Origin of the sequence: Sphingomonas kaistensis (genome assembly GCF_036884275.1) — a bacterium.
Lineage (GTDB): Bacteria > Pseudomonadota > Alphaproteobacteria > Sphingomonadales > Sphingomonadaceae > Sphingomicrobium > Sphingomicrobium kaistense_A.
This window is the reverse complement of sequence record NZ_CP145607.1, coordinates 2256241-2271983: the sequence shown is the minus strand read 5'-3', so window position 1 is coordinate 2271983 and position 15743 is coordinate 2256241. Positions and strand designations below refer to the sequence as shown.

At 64.4% G+C, this 15743-nt stretch carries 18 protein-coding genes; 10 read left to right on the top strand and 8 right to left on the bottom strand.

Features of this window, described 5'->3' with window-relative positions; translation table 11 throughout:
- Positions 1 to 195: 195 nt before the first annotated feature.
- The 4 genes from dnaK to V6R86_RS11055 all read left to right on the top strand — a co-directional run bounded on the left by dnaK (position 196) and on the right by V6R86_RS11055 (position 5034).
- Positions 196 to 2124: a molecular chaperone DnaK gene (gene dnaK, locus V6R86_RS11070; protein ID WP_338504544.1), complete on the top strand. Its 1929-nt coding sequence runs from the start codon at positions 196 to 198 to the stop codon at positions 2122 to 2124.
- Positions 2125 to 2182: 58 nt separating this feature from the next.
- A complete protein-coding gene (dnaJ, locus tag V6R86_RS11065; protein WP_338504542.1) occupies positions 2183 to 3304 on the top strand; it encodes a molecular chaperone DnaJ in 1122 nt (373 codons plus the stop codon).
- 57 nt (positions 3305 to 3361) lie between these two features.
- Entirely contained in the window at positions 3362 to 4267 is a 906-nt protein-coding gene (locus V6R86_RS11060) for an MBL fold metallo-hydrolase (RefSeq protein WP_338504541.1), read from the top strand.
- Positions 4268 to 4755: 488 nt separating this feature from the next.
- Complete coding sequence (locus V6R86_RS11055) at positions 4756 to 5034, top strand: hypothetical protein (RefSeq protein WP_338504539.1); 279 nt, start codon at positions 4756 to 4758, stop codon at positions 5032 to 5034.
- 823 nt (positions 5035 to 5857) lie between these two features.
- On the opposite strand, the gene V6R86_RS11050 is transcribed toward V6R86_RS11055, so the two are convergent.
- Together V6R86_RS11050 and V6R86_RS11045 are read right to left on the bottom strand one after the other, a co-directional pair.
- Positions 5858 to 6964, bottom strand: a complete 1107-nt coding sequence (locus V6R86_RS11050) for a mechanosensitive ion channel family protein (RefSeq protein WP_338504537.1) — start codon at positions 6962 to 6964, stop codon at positions 5858 to 5860.
- Positions 6965 to 7054: 90 nt separating this feature from the next.
- Positions 7055 to 8164 carry a DNA topoisomerase IB gene (locus V6R86_RS11045; RefSeq protein ID WP_338504535.1) on the bottom strand — a complete coding sequence of 370 codons (1110 nt, stop codon included), beginning with the start codon at positions 8162 to 8164 and terminating at the stop codon, positions 7055 to 7057.
- Between the two features lie 40 nt (positions 8165 to 8204).
- On the opposite strand from V6R86_RS11045, the gene V6R86_RS11040 reads away from it, so the two are divergent.
- Both V6R86_RS11040 and V6R86_RS11035 read left to right on the top strand, forming a co-directional pair.
- A complete protein-coding gene (locus V6R86_RS11040; RefSeq protein ID WP_338504534.1) occupies positions 8205 to 8738 on the top strand; it encodes a type 1 glutamine amidotransferase domain-containing protein in 534 nt (177 codons plus the stop codon).
- A gap of 24 nt (positions 8739 to 8762) precedes the next feature.
- Positions 8763 to 9266, top strand: a complete 504-nt coding sequence (locus tag V6R86_RS11035) for a hypothetical protein (RefSeq protein WP_338504532.1) — start codon at positions 8763 to 8765, stop codon at positions 9264 to 9266.
- Here the strand turns inward: V6R86_RS11035 and V6R86_RS11030 are convergent.
- Positions 9263 to 9595, bottom strand: a complete 333-nt coding sequence (locus tag V6R86_RS11030; protein WP_338504530.1) for a hypothetical protein — start codon at positions 9593 to 9595, stop codon at positions 9263 to 9265. The genes V6R86_RS11035 and V6R86_RS11030 overlap by 4 nt on opposite strands.
- 266 nt (positions 9596 to 9861) lie before the next feature.
- On the opposite strand from V6R86_RS11030, the gene V6R86_RS11025 reads away from it, so the two are divergent.
- Positions 9862 to 10500 (top strand): S24 family peptidase, encoded by a 639-nt coding sequence (locus V6R86_RS11025; RefSeq protein ID WP_338504528.1) that lies wholly within the window; start codon positions 9862 to 9864, stop codon positions 10498 to 10500.
- On the opposite strand, the gene V6R86_RS11020 is transcribed toward V6R86_RS11025, so the two are convergent.
- Entirely contained in the window at positions 10497 to 10673 is a 177-nt protein-coding gene (locus V6R86_RS11020) for a hypothetical protein (protein WP_338504526.1), read from the bottom strand. The genes V6R86_RS11025 and V6R86_RS11020 overlap by 4 nt on opposite strands.
- Before the next feature lie 124 nt (positions 10674 to 10797).
- Here V6R86_RS11020 and V6R86_RS11015 point away from each other — a divergent pair, with 124 nt between their 5' ends.
- Positions 10798 to 11004, top strand: a complete 207-nt coding sequence (locus V6R86_RS11015) for a hypothetical protein (protein WP_338504524.1) — start codon at positions 10798 to 10800, stop codon at positions 11002 to 11004.
- 50 nt (positions 11005 to 11054) lie between these two features.
- A complete protein-coding gene (locus tag V6R86_RS11010) occupies positions 11055 to 12470 on the top strand; it encodes an amino acid permease (protein ID WP_425335957.1) in 1416 nt (471 codons plus the stop codon).
- A gap of 98 nt (positions 12471 to 12568) precedes the next feature.
- On the opposite strand, the gene glnA is transcribed toward V6R86_RS11010, so the two are convergent.
- Positions 12569 to 13987 carry a type I glutamate--ammonia ligase gene (glnA, locus tag V6R86_RS11005; protein ID WP_338504522.1) on the bottom strand — a complete coding sequence of 473 codons (1419 nt, stop codon included), beginning with the start codon at positions 13985 to 13987 and terminating at the stop codon, positions 12569 to 12571.
- A gap of 102 nt (positions 13988 to 14089) precedes the next feature.
- Complete coding sequence (locus V6R86_RS11000; protein ID WP_338504520.1) at positions 14090 to 14572, bottom strand: VTT domain-containing protein; 483 nt, start codon at positions 14570 to 14572, stop codon at positions 14090 to 14092.
- Positions 14573 to 14680: 108 nt separating this feature from the next.
- Between V6R86_RS11000 and V6R86_RS10995 the strand changes: the two genes are divergently transcribed.
- The gene (locus V6R86_RS10995; RefSeq protein WP_338504519.1) at positions 14681 to 15115 is read left to right on the top strand and encodes a nuclear transport factor 2 family protein; all 435 of its coding nucleotides are present in this window, start codon (positions 14681 to 14683) and stop codon (positions 15113 to 15115) included.
- Here V6R86_RS10995 and V6R86_RS10990 read toward each other — a convergent pair.
- Both V6R86_RS10990 and V6R86_RS10985 read right to left on the bottom strand, forming a co-directional pair.
- Entirely contained in the window at positions 15112 to 15327 is a 216-nt protein-coding gene (locus V6R86_RS10990) for a helix-turn-helix domain-containing protein (RefSeq protein WP_338504517.1), read from the bottom strand. The two genes, V6R86_RS10995 and V6R86_RS10990, sit on opposite strands and share 4 nt — an antisense overlap.
- A gap of 16 nt (positions 15328 to 15343) precedes the next feature.
- A complete protein-coding gene (locus V6R86_RS10985; RefSeq protein ID WP_338504515.1) occupies positions 15344 to 15682 on the bottom strand; it encodes a P-II family nitrogen regulator in 339 nt (112 codons plus the stop codon).
- Positions 15683 to 15743 lie beyond the last annotated feature (61 nt).

Genomic DNA, 15743 nt, shown 5'->3' with positions numbered 1-15743 from the left:
TCGACCGGCATGGCGATGGTGTAAGCCCGGCGCCCGATTGGTTCCCGGGCTTCGTCACTGTTCGCACGGCCGTATTGCATTCGTGCAACACCGACGTCTTGTCGCTGTTTTTGCCCTACCTATATCGCCGCCAGAACAATGACACGGACGCGCCTTTGAAAGGGCGTCCGGGGGCGAGTGAAAGGGTAGAAGAATATGGCAAAAGTGATCGGGATCGATCTCGGCACGACCAACAGCTGCGTTGCGGTGATGGAGGGCGGCAAGCCCAAGGTCATCGAAAATGCCGAAGGCGCGCGCACCACTCCGTCGGTGGTCGCCTTCACCAAGGATGGCGAGCGCCTCATCGGCCAGCCGGCCAAGCGCCAGGCCGTCACCAATCCTGACAACACGATTTTCGCGGTGAAGCGCCTGATCGGCCGCCGCTTCGATGATCCGGTGACCAAGAAGGACACCGAACTGGTCCCCTACAAGATCGTCAAGGGTCAGAATGGCGATGCCTGGGTCAATGCCGGCAGCCAGGATTACAGCCCGTCGCAGATCAGCGCCTTTATCCTGCAGAAGATGAAGGAATCGGCCGAAGCGTATCTTGGCGAAACCGTCACTCAGGCGGTGATCACCGTGCCCGCTTACTTCAATGACGCGCAGCGCCAGGCGACCAAGGACGCCGGCCAGATCGCGGGCCTTGAAGTGCTGCGCATCATCAACGAACCGACCGCCGCGGCGCTCGCCTACGGGCTTGAGAAGAACGACGGCAAGACCATCGCGGTGTACGATCTTGGCGGCGGCACGTTCGACGTGTCGGTGCTCGAGATCGGCGACGGCGTGTTTGAAGTGAAGTCGACCAACGGCGACACCTTCCTCGGCGGCGAAGACTTCGACGCTAAGATCGTCGAGCACCTGGCGGCCAAGTTCCAGGCCAAGGAAGGCATCGACCTCCGCAAGGATCGTCTCGCCCTCCAGCGCCTCAAGGAAGCTGCGGAAAAGGCCAAGATCGAGCTGTCGTCCGCCCAGACGACCGAGATCAACCAGCCCTTCATCACCGCCCGCATGGAAGGTGGCCAGACCACCCCGTTGCATCTGGTGGAAACGATCACCCGTTCCGACCTCGAGAAGCTGGTCGCCGACCTCATCAACCGCACGCTCGAGCCCTGCAAGAAGGCGCTCAAGGATGCCGGTCTCGACGCGTCGGCGATTGACGAAGTCGTGCTGGTCGGCGGCATGACCCGCATGCCGCGCGTGCGTGAAGTCGTGAAGGAGTTCTTCGGCAAGGAGCCGCACACCGGCGTCAACCCGGACGAGGTCGTAGCCATCGGCGCCGCGATCCAGGCCGGCGTCCTCCAGGGCGACGTCAAGGACGTGCTGCTGCTCGACGTCACTCCGCTCAGCCTCGGCATCGAGACGCTGGGCGGCGTCTTCACCCGGATGATCGATCGCAACACGACGATCCCGACCAAGAAGAGCCAGGTCTTCTCGACCGCCGACGACAACCAGAACGCCGTCACCATCCGGGTATTCCAGGGTGAGCGCGAAATGGCCGCGGACAACAAGATCCTCGGCCAGTTCGATCTCGTCGGGATCCCCCCGGCGCCGCGCGGCGTGCCGCAGATCGAGGTCACCTTCGACATCGACGCCAACGGCATCGTCAACGTGTCGGCCAAGGACAAGGGCACCGGCAAGGAGCAGCAGATCCGCATCCAGGCCTCGGGTGGCCTGTCGGACGCCGACATCGACAACATGGTCAAGCAGGCCGAGCAGTTCGCCGAGGACGACAAGAAGCGGCGCGCCGCGGCCGAGGCGAAGAACAACGCCGAAAGCCTGGTCCACTCGACCGAGAAGCAGCTTGCCGAGCATGGCGACAAGGTGACCCCGGAGGTCAAGACCGAGATCGAAACCGCGATTGCCGAGACTAAGACGGCGATCGAGGGCGGCGATCCCGACACCATGACGACCAAGACCAACGCGCTGACCCAGTCGGCGATGAAGCTTGGCCAGGCGATCTACGAAAGCCAGCAGGGCGCTGGGGCCAACCAGACCCAGGCCGACACGGCCGAGAACGCCCAGGCGTCCGATGAGGAAGTGGTCGACGCGGAATATTCCGAAGTCGACGAAGACAAGAAGGCGTGATGTTTACGTCGTCCCTGCCAAGTTCGCTTCGGCAGGGACGACGGCTTGAGGTTGCGTCATGACCGTCCACATCGATTATTATGAACTGCTCGGCGTCCAGCGCGGCGCCGACGAAAAGGCCATCAAGGCCGCGTTCCGCAAGGCGGCGATGGAATGCCATCCCGACCGCCACGGCGGCTGTCCCGAGCGCACGGCCAAGTTCAAGCAATTGAACGAAGCCTATGACTGTCTGAAGGACCCGCAGAAGCGTGCCGCCTACGACCGCTTTGGCCATGCCGCCTTCCAGAACGGCGGGGCAGGGGCTGGCGGTTTCGGCAGTGGCGGCCCCGACTTTTCCGACATCTTTTCGTCGATCTTCGGCGAGTTCATGGACCCGCGCGGCGGCGGCGGGCGGCACAATGCCGCGCGCGGCGCCGACCTCCGCTACGATCTCGAACTGACGCTGGAAGAAAGCTTCGCCGGCAAGTCGGCGACCATCGATATCGAGACTATGACCCCGTGCGAGCCGTGCGAAGGCGACGGTGCGCGCGGCGCGGCCGTGCCCGACCGCTGCAACACCTGCGGCGGAGCGGGCAAGGTCCGCGCGCAGCAGGGCTTCTTCGTGGTCGAGCGAAGCTGCCCGACCTGCCACGGCCATGGTGTCACCATCGCTGACCCGTGCCCCGAATGTCAGGGCGAAGGCCGCACGCTCAAGCGCCGCACACTGAGCATCCAGATCCCCGCCGGGGTCGACGAAGGCACCCGCATACGCGTTGCTGGTGAAGGCGAAGCGGGCGTGCGCGGGGCGCCGGGCGGCGACCTCTACCTTTTCGTGCACTTGAAGCGGCACCCGATCTACGCTCGCGAAGGAACGACGCTCGTGGCGGATTGCCCGGTCAGCTTCACCACCGCGGCGCTGGGCGGGACGATCTCGGTTCCCGGGATCGACGGCGAGGAGATCGAGGTGAAGATTCCCGCCGGCATCCAGTCGGGCGAAACGCTGCGGATGCGCGGGCGGGGCATGAGTGTCCTGAACGGTCGTGGCCGCGGCGACATGGTCACCCGCGTGCTGGTCGAAACCCCGACCCGGCTGACCGCCAAGCAAAAGGAAATCCTTGCCCAGTTCCGGGAAACCGAGACCGGCGAGGAATGCCCCAACTCGAAGAGCTTCTTCGCGCGGATCAAGGACGCGCTGGGCTAAGCACTGCTGGACCGCGGCGAAGGCTCGGCTACAAAGGGCGCAACAGGGGAGACCTCGATGCGCCGCTTTGCCATTCTACTTGCCGCCACCTTCGCCACGCCCGCCGCGGCGCAGCAGGATTATTCCAAGGTCGAGATCAAGGTCGAACGCCTCGCGCCCGGCGTCGCAGTGCTGTTCGGGGCGGGCGGCAATATCGGCCTCAGCTTCGGCGAGGACGGCAATGTCATCATCGACGACCAGTTCGCGCCGCTGGTCCCCAAGATCGAAGCGGCGGTGAAGTCGGTCGATTCCGATCCGGTCCGCTTCGTCATCAACACCCACTGGCACGGCGATCACACCGGCGGCAACGAAGCGTTCGGAGGAGCCGGCGCGGTGATAGTCGCGCACGACAACGTCCGCCGCCGGATGAGCGTCGACACCTTTTCCAAGCAGATGGATCAGACGCTGAAGGCGACCCCCAAGGCGGGCTTGCCGGTCGTCACTTTCGCACAAGGGGTGACCTTCCACCTCAACGGCGACGACATCCAGGTCACCCACGTCGACAACGCGCACACCGACGGCGATTCGCTGGTCTATTGGTCTAGGGCCAACGTCATCCACATGGGCGACACCTTCTTCTTCAAAGCGACCTATCCCTTCATCGATCGCGAAAGCGGCGGCTCGATCGACGGCATGATCGCGGCGGCCAAGACCGGACTCGGGATCGTCAAGCCCGGCGGCAAGGTCATCCCCGGCCACGGCCCCGTCGCCACCCGCGAGGATTTGCAGGCCTATCACGCCATGCTGGTCGACATCCGCGCCAAGGTCGCCGCAGGCATCCGCGCCGGCCGCACCAGGGCCCAGGTCATCGCCTCGAACCCCACCGCCCCCTACGACGGCAAAGTTGCCACCGACGGCTTCATCAAACCCGACCGCTTCGTCGAGACGATGTATGACGAACTGAAGGCTAAGCTGAGGCGGTGATGATCGGGTAAGGGCGAGGATGCTACCTTATGTCTGCTTTCGACCCATTGCGGACATTAGGCCAACCGACATAATCTCTCCGCATGAAGCGAGGAGACGGTTTGGCTCGGGCAGTCGCGCCTATGTCGTCACAAGAGCTTGAGGCGCTCCCTACGGGTGCTTTACTCGCTCGTATGAAGCGGCTGCGCTGGTGCGAGGAAAGCCGAGCGACCAGTGACTTGTCCGATGATGAGGTAGCGTCAGTCAAGCACCTCATCTTGTTTAAGGATGATGCTGCTTGGCGTTCGGCACATGCCGACCTCAAGGCGGTTCTCTCTCAGCGTGAGCATGTCGAGAACAAGCCCTAAGCCGCAACCTGACAACGTCCGCTTTCCACCCAAAGCGGACATTCGCGGCTCTTGAATCAGTCACCCTTTGGCGGTCGAAAGCGGACATTCCTAATCTGATGAGCATTGATACCCTTCGATCGGCAGAAAAGGGGATCTGAAATGGGGCTTACCGATCTGGCGACGGCCATCGCCGCGCAAATGGCGGGTGCTCCGCTCGATTGCTCGCGAAGTGGACCGGCGTTCATGCGCTCTTATGCAGACGAACTTCTTAAAGGAGATCGAAAAGCCATTGCCGCGCGGTACAGCGCAGGAGGGGCCTACACGCTCGGCTTGCAAGCCAAGACCCGAGACAGCTTCGAGGCGATCGGACGGCGTTATGCCGGGCCGGAATGGCAGAAACCGGACAGGTTTGCGTGGACCGATCTCAGCTACGAGTAGCTTGGACCGTAAACTTGCCTGGTAGCCGGCGGCTTCCATTGGACCAGCGGCGAACGTACGGCAGCCTTGGCCTATACAGCGGTGCTCAAGCGCGAGAGCGGCGCTCTTCGTATCATCCTCGAGCATGAGAATATGCTTGCGCCGCCTCGCTCGTCGCAATGACGACCCAACGAGGCGACAATTCAAGGCGTGCAGGGCAGGCATTGCGGACGATGCTCACAAATGTAGAAAATAGAGGTGCTACGTCGCGCATTCATCATCTTGGCGGTTGCCTCAGCTACCCTAGGGTGCTCGTCTCGGAAGTCCGACAACATCAAGGTCGCCTGCGATGTCGCGGCGGCTCACGCCTCGAACTTTCAGAAACAGGCCGCGCGACCGATCGCCATTGTATCCCAGCCCTCCTACCTCAAGCCGCCTATCGGCGAAGTTGAGGCATTTCTGCGCGACACGCTGACAGCGGGTGGTCGCGCCGCTGTGGAGAAGCCTGAGGCAAGCCCCGTCGCGCGCTGTCCTACGTTGAGGAAGGTGCTGTCCGACAGGGGCGTGATAATGATCACAGCCGGATTGCTGCGCTTACCGGGAGCGAAATTTGGCCGATCGAAGTCCTGCGCATGTCGGTGCCGGTCGTGTCAGCAGATGGCCGCACTGCGACGCTAAATGTCAGCGAATATATGGGGCCGCTGTCCGGTGGCGTGTCCCTAGTCACCTACAGGCAAGATCGGAGTGGCGAGTGGATAATCGCCCGCAGGCAAGGACTTATGCGTAGTTAAGGCGATGTTCGTGCGCGGTCGCAAGTGACCATCGTCGCACCAACGTCTTCCCTTCAAGCGTCCTTCTTCATTCCCGCCGGCGCCGCCGCATAAGGCATTACCAGCGTGCCGTCGGGCGCGGCGGTGAAGGTCGTCTGGGTGGGATAGGCGAATTCGATGCCTTCCTCGGCGAAACGGCGGAGGAGGGCGATGAGGATGGCGGCGCGCTTGGCGAACAGGACGTCGGCGTCGAGGCCGGTGTGGCGGAACAGCAGTTCGTGGTCGAGGCTGGAGGCGCCCAAGGCGACCAGCACGCAGCGGTGGAGAGAACAGCCTTGCTGCGCTTCCACTACCTCGCGGGCGATGTCGGGCACGCGCTCGAGCTTTTCGGTCGGGGTCTGGTAGACGAGGCCGAAGCGGAGCGTTTCCTGGCGGCCGTCTCCTTCGGCAAGATTACGGATCTCGCGCTCGAGCAACTTGGTGTTGGCCATGATCACCCGCTCGCCGGTCAGGCTGGTCAGGCGGGTGGTCTTGAGGCCGATCTTCTCGACGTTGCCGGTGGTGGTGTCGAAGCGAATGGTGTCGCCGCGGCGGAACGGTTTGTCGAACAGGATGGCAAGCGCCGCGAACAGGTCGGAGAAGATGCCTTGCGCGGCGAGGCCGATGGCGATGCCGCCGATGCCGAGGCCGGCGACTAGCGCGGTCACGTTGACGCCAAGATTGTCGAGAATGACGATGATGGCGATGGCGAAGACCGCGACGCTGACCAGCACGCGGATGACGCCCATCGCATTGCCCAGCGTGGTCTCGCCGGGCCGCTCGCCGACGCGGGCGCCGATCACGCCGAGAATCAGTTCGCGTGCCCAGACCGCGGCCTGAACCGCGAAGGCGATGATGAAGGCATTGTGGAACAGGCGGTCGATGCCGCCCGGCGGCTCGGCATAGGTGAGGACGATTTCCAGCGCCGCTGCGGCCATGAACAGGACGCCGGTCTTGGAAAGGACGCGGCCGACGACCCCTTTCCAGGTGGTTGAGGCGGGATCGGCGGCGACGATGCGGTGGCCGACCGAGCGAGCGATCAGCATCAGGCCGACGAGACCGACCGCGATGGCGAGGCCGATCGCGAGGGCTTCGCGATTGACGGTGAGCCAGTCGACGAGTTGAGCGAGCTTGAGATTCATCGGGGGCGGGATGGCGGAGGGGTGGGGCAGGGGTCAAGCCGCGGCGGACGAGGCGGGCCGTCGGCGGGGTGCGTGACGCCGGGGAAAAGTTCAGGCGGCTGCTTGCGCCACCTGATCGACCTTTTTCATCGAGACGTTGGCAGCAGCCACGGCCTTGTCGACCGTCTTCTCGCTCGCCTTGGCGGTGCGTTCGCGCTTGCCCTTCATCAACCAGTCGATCAGCCCGACTTCCTCGCTGGCGAGATATTTGCGGGCGCGGGGACGTTCGATGGAGCCTAGCGGACGCTTGGGATCTTCGCGGGCGGCGTCGATCAGCTTGGGGTGAACATAGGATTTGCGGCTGATCGCGGGCGTGTTGCCGAGCGCTTCGGCGACCGGTTCGAGCACGGTCTTGAGGCTGATCTTGCGGACTTCCTCTTCCTGCGCCGAGAGCATCTGGTCGAACGCGATCACGCTTGCGCCCCAGGTGCGGAAGTTCTTGGCGGTGAAATCGCCGCCGGTCGCTTCGCGGATGTAATCGTTGACGTCGGACGAGGAGACCGCGCACGCCTCGCCGTCCTCGGTGACATATTGGAACAGGTTCTGACCGGGTAGCTCGGTGATCTTGGACACCACGCGCTTGAGCTTCGGGTCGGTGATCGCGAGTTCGCGGGGGATGCCGTGCTTGCCCTTGAATTTGACAAGCAGCTTGGCGCCCGATTTCTTGACGTGGCGGCTGCGCAGGGTGGTGGCGCCGAAGCTCTTGTTTTCCTTGGCATAGGTTTCGTTGCCGATGCGGATATGCTCGGTGTCGAGCAGGCGGACCACGGCGGCGAGGACGGCGTCGCGGCTAGTGGCCTTGAGGCCGAGATCCTTTTCGACCTTCCGGCGAAGCTTGGGGAGGGCGGCGCCAAATTCGATTGTGCCGTTATACTTTTTCTTGTCCTGCCGCCCGCGAAAGGCTTCGTGATAGCGATATTGCTTGCGGCCCTTGGCGTCGCGTCCGGTAGCCTGGATGTGGCCGTTGGGATAAGGACAGAACCAGGCGTCGGTGTAGGCGGGGGGCAGCGCAATGGCGTTCAGCCGGTCGATCTCGTCCCGGTCGGTGATGCGTTTGCCGTCCGGATCGTGATAGGCCCATTTGCCCTTCACTTGCGAGCGGGTGATGCCGGGCTGATCATCGCAGCAGTGGCGGAGGCGGGTTGAGCTCGTTTGTTCCATCGTGGCCGATAAAGCGCCGCAGCCGTAACGAAGGTTCCTGATGCAGACTAAAGTCCTGATCATGGCGTCCGGCGGGTTCGAGCAGGACGAGTTGTTCGTGCCTCTGGAGCGCTTGCGGGCGGTCGGGTGCGACGTGAAGGTGGCGGCGCCCTCGCTCGAGCCGATCCGGGCGACTGTACTCGACGATCCGGGCGAGTGGATCACGCCCGACTTGACCATCGAAGCGGCTGTGGCGGCGGAGTGGGATGCGCTGTTGCTGCCGGGCGGGTTGATCAATCCCGATCACCTGCGGACAAATGCGGCGGCGGTGGCTTTGGTGCGGGCATTCGTGGATGCGGGCAAGGCCGTGGGGGCGATCTGTCATGGGCCGTGGTTGCTGATTGAAGCCGATGCGGTGCGGGACAAACGGGTCACGGGATGGCATTCGATCCGGACCGATCTCAGGAATGCCGGCGGTGTGGTCGAGGAGGGGCCGGTGGTCAGCGACGGGGCGCTGGTGACGGCGGTGGGGCCACAGGACAGCGCCGCCTTTGCTGACGCGCTACTCGAGGCGGCGCGGCTAAGGAAAGCCTAACCATTTGGCGTTAGCCCGGTCGGCATGGACAGGGGCGGGGACGAAGTTATCGGCTGGAGCATCGACGGGCTGGCGGCCGCGCTGCTCGGCATGGCGGGCGGGGCCTGCCTGCTGCTGCTGGGGATGCCGCGCCAGGCGGTGGCGGCGGCGGCGATGTTGTGTTTGGCCGCGCTGGCGGGGCTGCGGCTGGTGCGGCCCGAGGCGCGGCGGTTCCGGGTGCGAGCGTTCGAGCTGCCGCCGGTTGAATTTGCCGCTGCGGATGAACCGGACGTGCTCGAGCTTACTGAGGTAGACGACGACGAGCCGCTGGAACTGATCGATGCGCTTCCGCAAGCGCCCGAGGACAGCCGGGTGGTGCAATTGTTCGCGCCGCGACCGCTGCCGACGCCGGGCGAGCTGGCGCGGCGGATCGATGATCACCTCGAGCAAGGCGGGGACGAGCGCGGCGGCAAGGTCCTCGAACTCGAGGTCGATGCCGCCGCCGCCCTGCGCCAGGCGCTTGGCGATTTACGCCGGAGCCTTGCTTAATCGTCGAGCGTGAGCGCGGCGATTTCGACCACCGCCATGCCGTCGTCGCGAAGGGTCGGCTTGCCCACCACTTCGATGTCGGCGACGAACCCGCGCGGAAGGTTGAATTCGGCCTCCGACAGCCCGGCCAGCCAGAGCGCCGCGAAGCGCAACGGGTCGGGCCCGCCTACGGTAAAGGAAGCAGTGTGCCGTTCGCCGTCGAGCGTCAGCGAATTCCACTCGACCGTCTTCCACTCGCTAAGAAAAATCCTGTTGCAGTCCTCTCCTGCGCGCTGCAAAAGTAGGCGCAGGAGGACATTGGCGTAAGCCGTCATGCGCGGCCGGATCATTTTCCATTCTCCAGATAGGCTTTTACCTTTTCAATGGTTTGTGGGCGCGGCTCCCGTCCCCGGCGCAAATCGAACACGAATCTGGGATCTCCCATTACCTCCCGACCAAAGCGTGCTGCACTGAAATTCCCCGCGTTTAAAAAGCGTTCAACGTCTCGAAGTAAATACACTGGCTGTCCCCCGACAGACCGACTCGGCGACCACCGGTGTTCCAATTTGCTTCCTACATGTCTAGGCTCAATCCTATGGTCGATAGGAATTTAACTATGGATGCGCGCCAAGCCCTCGAGCAACTGTGCCGTGAGCGCGGGCAGGATTATGCGAGCCTGTCGCGGCTGATTGGGCGCAACAGCGCCTACATCCAGCAATTCATTCGCCGGGGAACTCCGCGTCGCCTGCCCGAACAGGAGCGACGGGTGCTGGCCCGGCACTTCGGGGTTCCCGAGCATCTCCTCGGCGCCGACGCCGCGCCGGTTATTGCCTCCGGGCTGATCCCGGTGCCCTTGCTCGATCTCACGGTGTCGGCGGGGCCGGGGACGGCGGGGGGCACCGAACTGCCGCTGGCGCAGATTGGCTTCGATCCGGCCTGGCTCAACCGGCTGACCGCCGCGGGGTCGGAAGATCTCAACCTGGTTCAGGTCGAAGGCGATTCGATGGCGCCCACCCTGCTTCCGGGCGACGACATCCTGGTCGATCGAAGCGACGGCGGGTCGCGGGTGCGCGATGGCATTTATGTGCTGCGGATCGACGACAGCCTGCTGGTCAAGCGGCTGACCGTGCATCCGGTATCGCGCCGGGTGACGGTGCAGTCGGACAATCCCGCTTACGCCGACTGGCCCGATCTCACGCTGACCGACATCAATCTCATCGGCCGGGTGATCTGGACCGGGCGGCGGGTCGCCTAGCGGGTTCGCGCCCGCAGGAAGAGCAGGGCCGCGACCACCGCCGCCGCGCCGACGCCGATCATCGCGCCAAGGCTCGGCTCGTCCTTGGCAATTCCGACCGCCGAACCGACGATGAAACCGACAAAAAGAAGCAAGCCACCCGCAAACAGGGCATTGGATCCATCACGCTGCATGGGCGGGCCTTTAAGCGAGCGCGACCGCCGCGCCAAGCTGGCCGGGGAAAATCGACAAGGTGAATGCCGCGTCAATCCTGTTTGGTCGCCGTCCGTTGGGGCCTTTGGGCTAAAGACGCTGCCCATGGTAACCTTTATCGCTTCGCGCCGCGCTCTCGACGATGCTTGCCAGCTGATCGACCATTTCGGCGCCGACGCGGGCATGGAAGCGGCGGTCCGGGCCGAAGGCGCGCGCGACAAGGGCAATGTCCTGCGCTTCTGCCACTGGCGGCAGATCGAGCGGATGATCGTGACCCTGGCCAGCGACGAACCGGTCGGGACAATTCACTGAGCCATCCTTTTCGTTGACGAGGCGCAACGCTTCGGCTTCCTTCCCGGTCCATGAGCAACTGGACCTATCGCAAGACCGTCGTCGCGCATGACGACATGCCCGAGCATCACCGGCTGGCGCGCACCCTGTCGTGGCCGCATCTGGTGGCGCTGGGCGTCGGCGCGATCGTCGGCACCGGCATCCTGACCCTGATCGGGGTCGGCGCGGGCAAGGCGGGTCCGGCGGTGATCCTGAGCTTTGCCATCGCCGGCCTGATCTGCGCCTGCGCCGCGCTGGCTTATGCCGAGGTGGCGACCATGATCCCGGCGTCGGGGTCGGCCTATACCTACAGCTATGTCGTGTTCGGCGAGTTCATCGCCTGGATCATCGGGTGGAGCCTGATCCTCGAATATAGCCTGGTGGTGAGCGCAGTGGCGGTCGGCTGGTCGGGTTATGTCACCGGCTTTCTCGCCAGCCTCGGCTGGGGGCTACCGGTCACGTGGACCGCGGGGCCGCATGCCGGGGGCATCCTTAATATCCCGGCGGTGGTGATCATCGGGCTGGTCGCGGCGATGCTGATGGCGGGGACGCGCGAGAGCGCGACGCTGAATGCGGTGCTGGTGCTGGTGAAGATAGCGGCGCTGGCGCTGTTCATCTTCGTCGCACTGCCGCATTTCCAGGCGAGCAATTTCGAGCCCTTCATGCCTTATGGTTTCCCGCGCTCGGGCCCGAGCGGGAGCGAGGTCGGAGTGATGGCCGCTGCGGCGATCATCTTTTTCGCATTCTACGGGTTCGACGCGATCGCGACCGCGGCCGAGGAAGCCAAGAATCCGGGGCGCGATCTGTCGATCGGGATCGTCGGGTCGATGGTGGTGTGCGTCGCGATCTACATGGCGGTCGCCGCCGCCGCGATCGGGGCGCTTGCGTTCACCCGCTTCGCCGACAGCCCCGAACCGCTGGCGCTGATCCTGCGCGAGATCGGGTCGGGTTGGGCCGCGAAATTGCTCGGTGCGAGCGCGGTGATCGCACTTCCGACGGTGATCCTGGCGTTCTTCTACGGTCAGAGCCGGATCTTCTTCACCATGGCCCGCGATGGCCTCTTGCCGCAGGGGCTGGCGACAGTGTCGAGCCGGGGCAGCCCGGTGCGGATCACGCTGTTCACTGCTGCGGTGGTGGCGGTGATTGCCGGTCTGTTCCCGCTCGACGAGATTGCGGCGCTGGCCAATGCGGGCACGCTGGCGGCGTTCGTCGCGGTGTGCGCGGCGATGCTGGTGCTGCGCCGGCGCGACCCTGGTGCCGAGCGCAAATTCCGGGCGCCTGCGGCGATGCTGATCGGGCCGGCCGGCATCGCTGGCTGCCTGTATCTGTTCTGGAGCCTGCCGGCGAAGACCCAGTTGTATTTCCTGTTGTGGAACCTGATCGGCCTCGCGGTCTACGCGCTGTGGGCGCAGCGGCAGGTGGCACGGAGCCGCACGGCGGGCGTTTAGAACGAGGTCAGGGCTCGTCCCGCTGAAGGCGACCCCGGGCCGTTGGCATGGGGATAAAAAAGGGGCTCCGGCGCGGTCCGCCGGAGCCCCTACGGGAATCAGCTCGAATAATACATGTCGAATTCGACCGGGCTGGGAGTCGTTTCCCAGCGCATCACTTCGTCCCACTTGAGATCGATGTAGGCGTCGATCTGGTCCGACGAAAAGACGTCGCCCTTGAGGAGGAAGTCCTTGTCGGCCGCGAGGCTGGTGAGGGCTTCGCGCAAGGACCCGCAGACGGTCGGCACGCTGACCAGTTCGGCCGGCGGCAGGTCGTACAGATTCTTGTCCATCGCCTCACCCGGGTGAATGCGATTCTGGACGCCGTCGAGGCCGGCCATCAGGATCGCGGCGTAGGCGAGGTAGGGATTGGCCATCGCATCGGGGAAGCGGAATTCGACGCGCTTCGATTTCTCGCCGGTGCCATAGGGAATGCGGCACGAGGCCGAACGGTTGCGGCTGGAATAAGCCAGCAAGACTGGCGCTTCGAAGCCCGGGACCAAGCGCTTGTAGCTGTTAGTGGTCGGGTTGGTGAAGGCGTTCAGCGCGCGGGCGTGCTTGATGACGCCGCCGATGAAGTAAAGCGCGGTGTCGCTGAGGCCCGCATAGCCATTGCCCGCGAACAGCGGCTTGCCGCCGCTCCACAGCGAGAAGTGGGTGTGCATGCCCGAGCCATTATCCTTGGCGATCGGCTTGGGCATGAAGGTCGCGGTCTTGCCGTAGGCGTGGGCGACCTGATGCACGACATATTTGTAGACCTGCATCCGGTCGGCGGTTTCGACCAGGGTGCCGAAGGTCAGGCCGAGCTCGTGCTGGGCGGCGGCGACTTCGTGGTGATGCTTGTCGCAGGGCAGGCCCATTTCGAGCATGGTCGAAACCATCTCGCCGCGGATGTCGACGGCGCTGTCAACCGGGGCGACGGGGAAATAGCCGCCCTTGGCGCGCGGACGGTGCGCCATGTTGCCGCCTTCATAGGTGCGGCCGGTGTTGGTAGGAAGCTCGATATCGTCGAGGTGGTAGTAGCTGCCGTTATAGTCGTCGCCGAACCGGACGTCGTCGAACATGAAGAATTCGGCTTCGGGCCCGACGTAGACGGTGTCGGCGAGGTTGGTCGCCTTGAGATAGGCTTCGGCACGGACGGCGCAGGAGCGGGGATCACGGGCGTAGAGCTCACCGGTCGCGGGCTCGACCACGTTGCAGCAGAGGATCATCATCGGAGTCGCGCTGAACGGATCGATGTAGGTGGCGCCAAGATCCGGCATCAGGATCATGTCGCTTTCATTGATCGCTTTCCAGCCTTCGATCGACGAGCCGTCGAACATGAAGCCGTCTTCCAGCATGTCCTCGTCGATGGCGCCGGCGGCCATGGTGAGGTGCTGCCACTTGCCCTTGGGATCGGTGAAGCGAAGATCGACCCATTCGATCTCCTCATCCTCGAGGCGTTTCAGGATGGAGGAAGCGGTTACCTTGTCGGCCATGAAAGAATCGTCCTTGCACTGAGCTTGAGAGAGCGCGGACAGCGATTCCAGCCGGGCGCGCGAAGGCCAAGAGCGAGGTGAAATCTTCGCAGGAACGCAAGCTCAGCCGAGGAGTAGGCCGGGACCAGTTGCGGCCAGGACGACCCCCGGCAAGAGGCCGGCAAGGGTTGCGAGCGCGAAAGTGGTGCGGCCCATCGAGGTGATGGCAGCGCTCGCGGTAATCAGCGGACCGGGCGCTCCGGCCACGCGAAGGGTGACGACGGCGTAGGGGCCGAAACGGGTCAATCTGGCTTCAAGCGGCTGTAGCCGATGACCGAAGCGTCGCCGCAATCGCTCGGTGCCGAAGCGGCGGGTCAGCGCGAACAGGAACAGGCTGCCGGTCATGGCGCCGGTTGCGACCGCCAGTACTGCGAGCCACGGGCCGAGCAGCAGGCCGCCGGTCAGGCTCATCGGGATCAGCACGCCGGGGATCGAACAGGCGGTCAGGGTGGTGACGACCAGAAACAGAAGCAGCGCAGCACCGATCGTGCCGCCGATCGACGGGAGCAGGGGAGCAAGCTCGAGATGAAGCGCGGCAAGGTCCATGTGTATCTGCCAATGTACTAGCAGGGACAGCCGTTCCGGGCGAGGGCGGTCTTAGTCCTTTGCCGACTCGCCGTTGCCTCGGCGCAACGCGGCGTTATGAGCCGGGGGATGGCGAACGAGGGTGACATGGCGATCGAGGCGCTCGAGCATCAGCTGATGCGGGCGTGGCTCGAGGGGGACCGCAAGCAGATGAAGAAGCTGCTGTCGAGCCGCTTCCGGCTGGTGGTCGGGGGCAGGGCGCCGGTCCTGCTCGATCGCAAAAGCCTGATCGAGGCGGCGGGGACCGGCTGGCGGATGAACGGCTATCGCTTCGGCAACAGCGTGTATTCGCGCAAAATCGTCCAGTCGGCGCTGTTCGCGGTGGAGGTCGAACTCAAGCTCGAGATCGACGGGGCGGACCTGTCGGGCAGTTGGTGGATGGCGGATTATTGGCGGCGGTCGGGCTTGAGGCAAAGCTGGCAGCTGACCGACCGGCAGATGGCGCGGCTGGACGAGGGGACCAGGTTTCCCGACGCGGTCCGCGCGCTTCAGCTCTGGCGTTAAAAGGACCGCCGCTGGGCCGCGACCAGCATCCGCAGCAGCATGGCGACCGGGCGCGGGACGCCGACCTTGCCTTCGAGCCATAAGGACACCGCGGAGCGGCTGACCCCGATCGCATTGGCAAGGTCATTCTGCGTTCGGTAGCCGAGCGCGCGCATGTGGCTGCGCAGCTCGTCGGGCGCCATGGAAGCGAGGCGGGGGTCGTTGGTGCTCACGGGGCTGCGCAGCGGATCAGATCGCGTCCGGGCCTTCGTCGCCGGTGCGGATGCGGATGGCCTGTTCGATCGGCGAGACGAAGATCTTGCCGTCGCCGATGCGGCCGGTGCGGGCCGCGCTGGCGATGGCTTCGACGGTGTTGGCGACCAGGCTGTCCTCGACCACCACCTCGATCTTCACCTTGGGCAGGAAGTCGATCACATATTCCGCGCCGCGATACAGCTCGGTGTGGCCTTTTTGGCGGCCGAAGCCCTTGACCTCGGTCACGGTCATTCCGCTGACCCCGACGTCGTGCAGCGCGTCTTTCACGTCGTCCAGCTTGAAAGGCTTGATGATCGCTTCGACCTTTTTCACGTTCATTCTCTCCCGGGTGCAGCAGGCTACCTTAGACAGCGTCTTGGCTTTGCCGCAATTC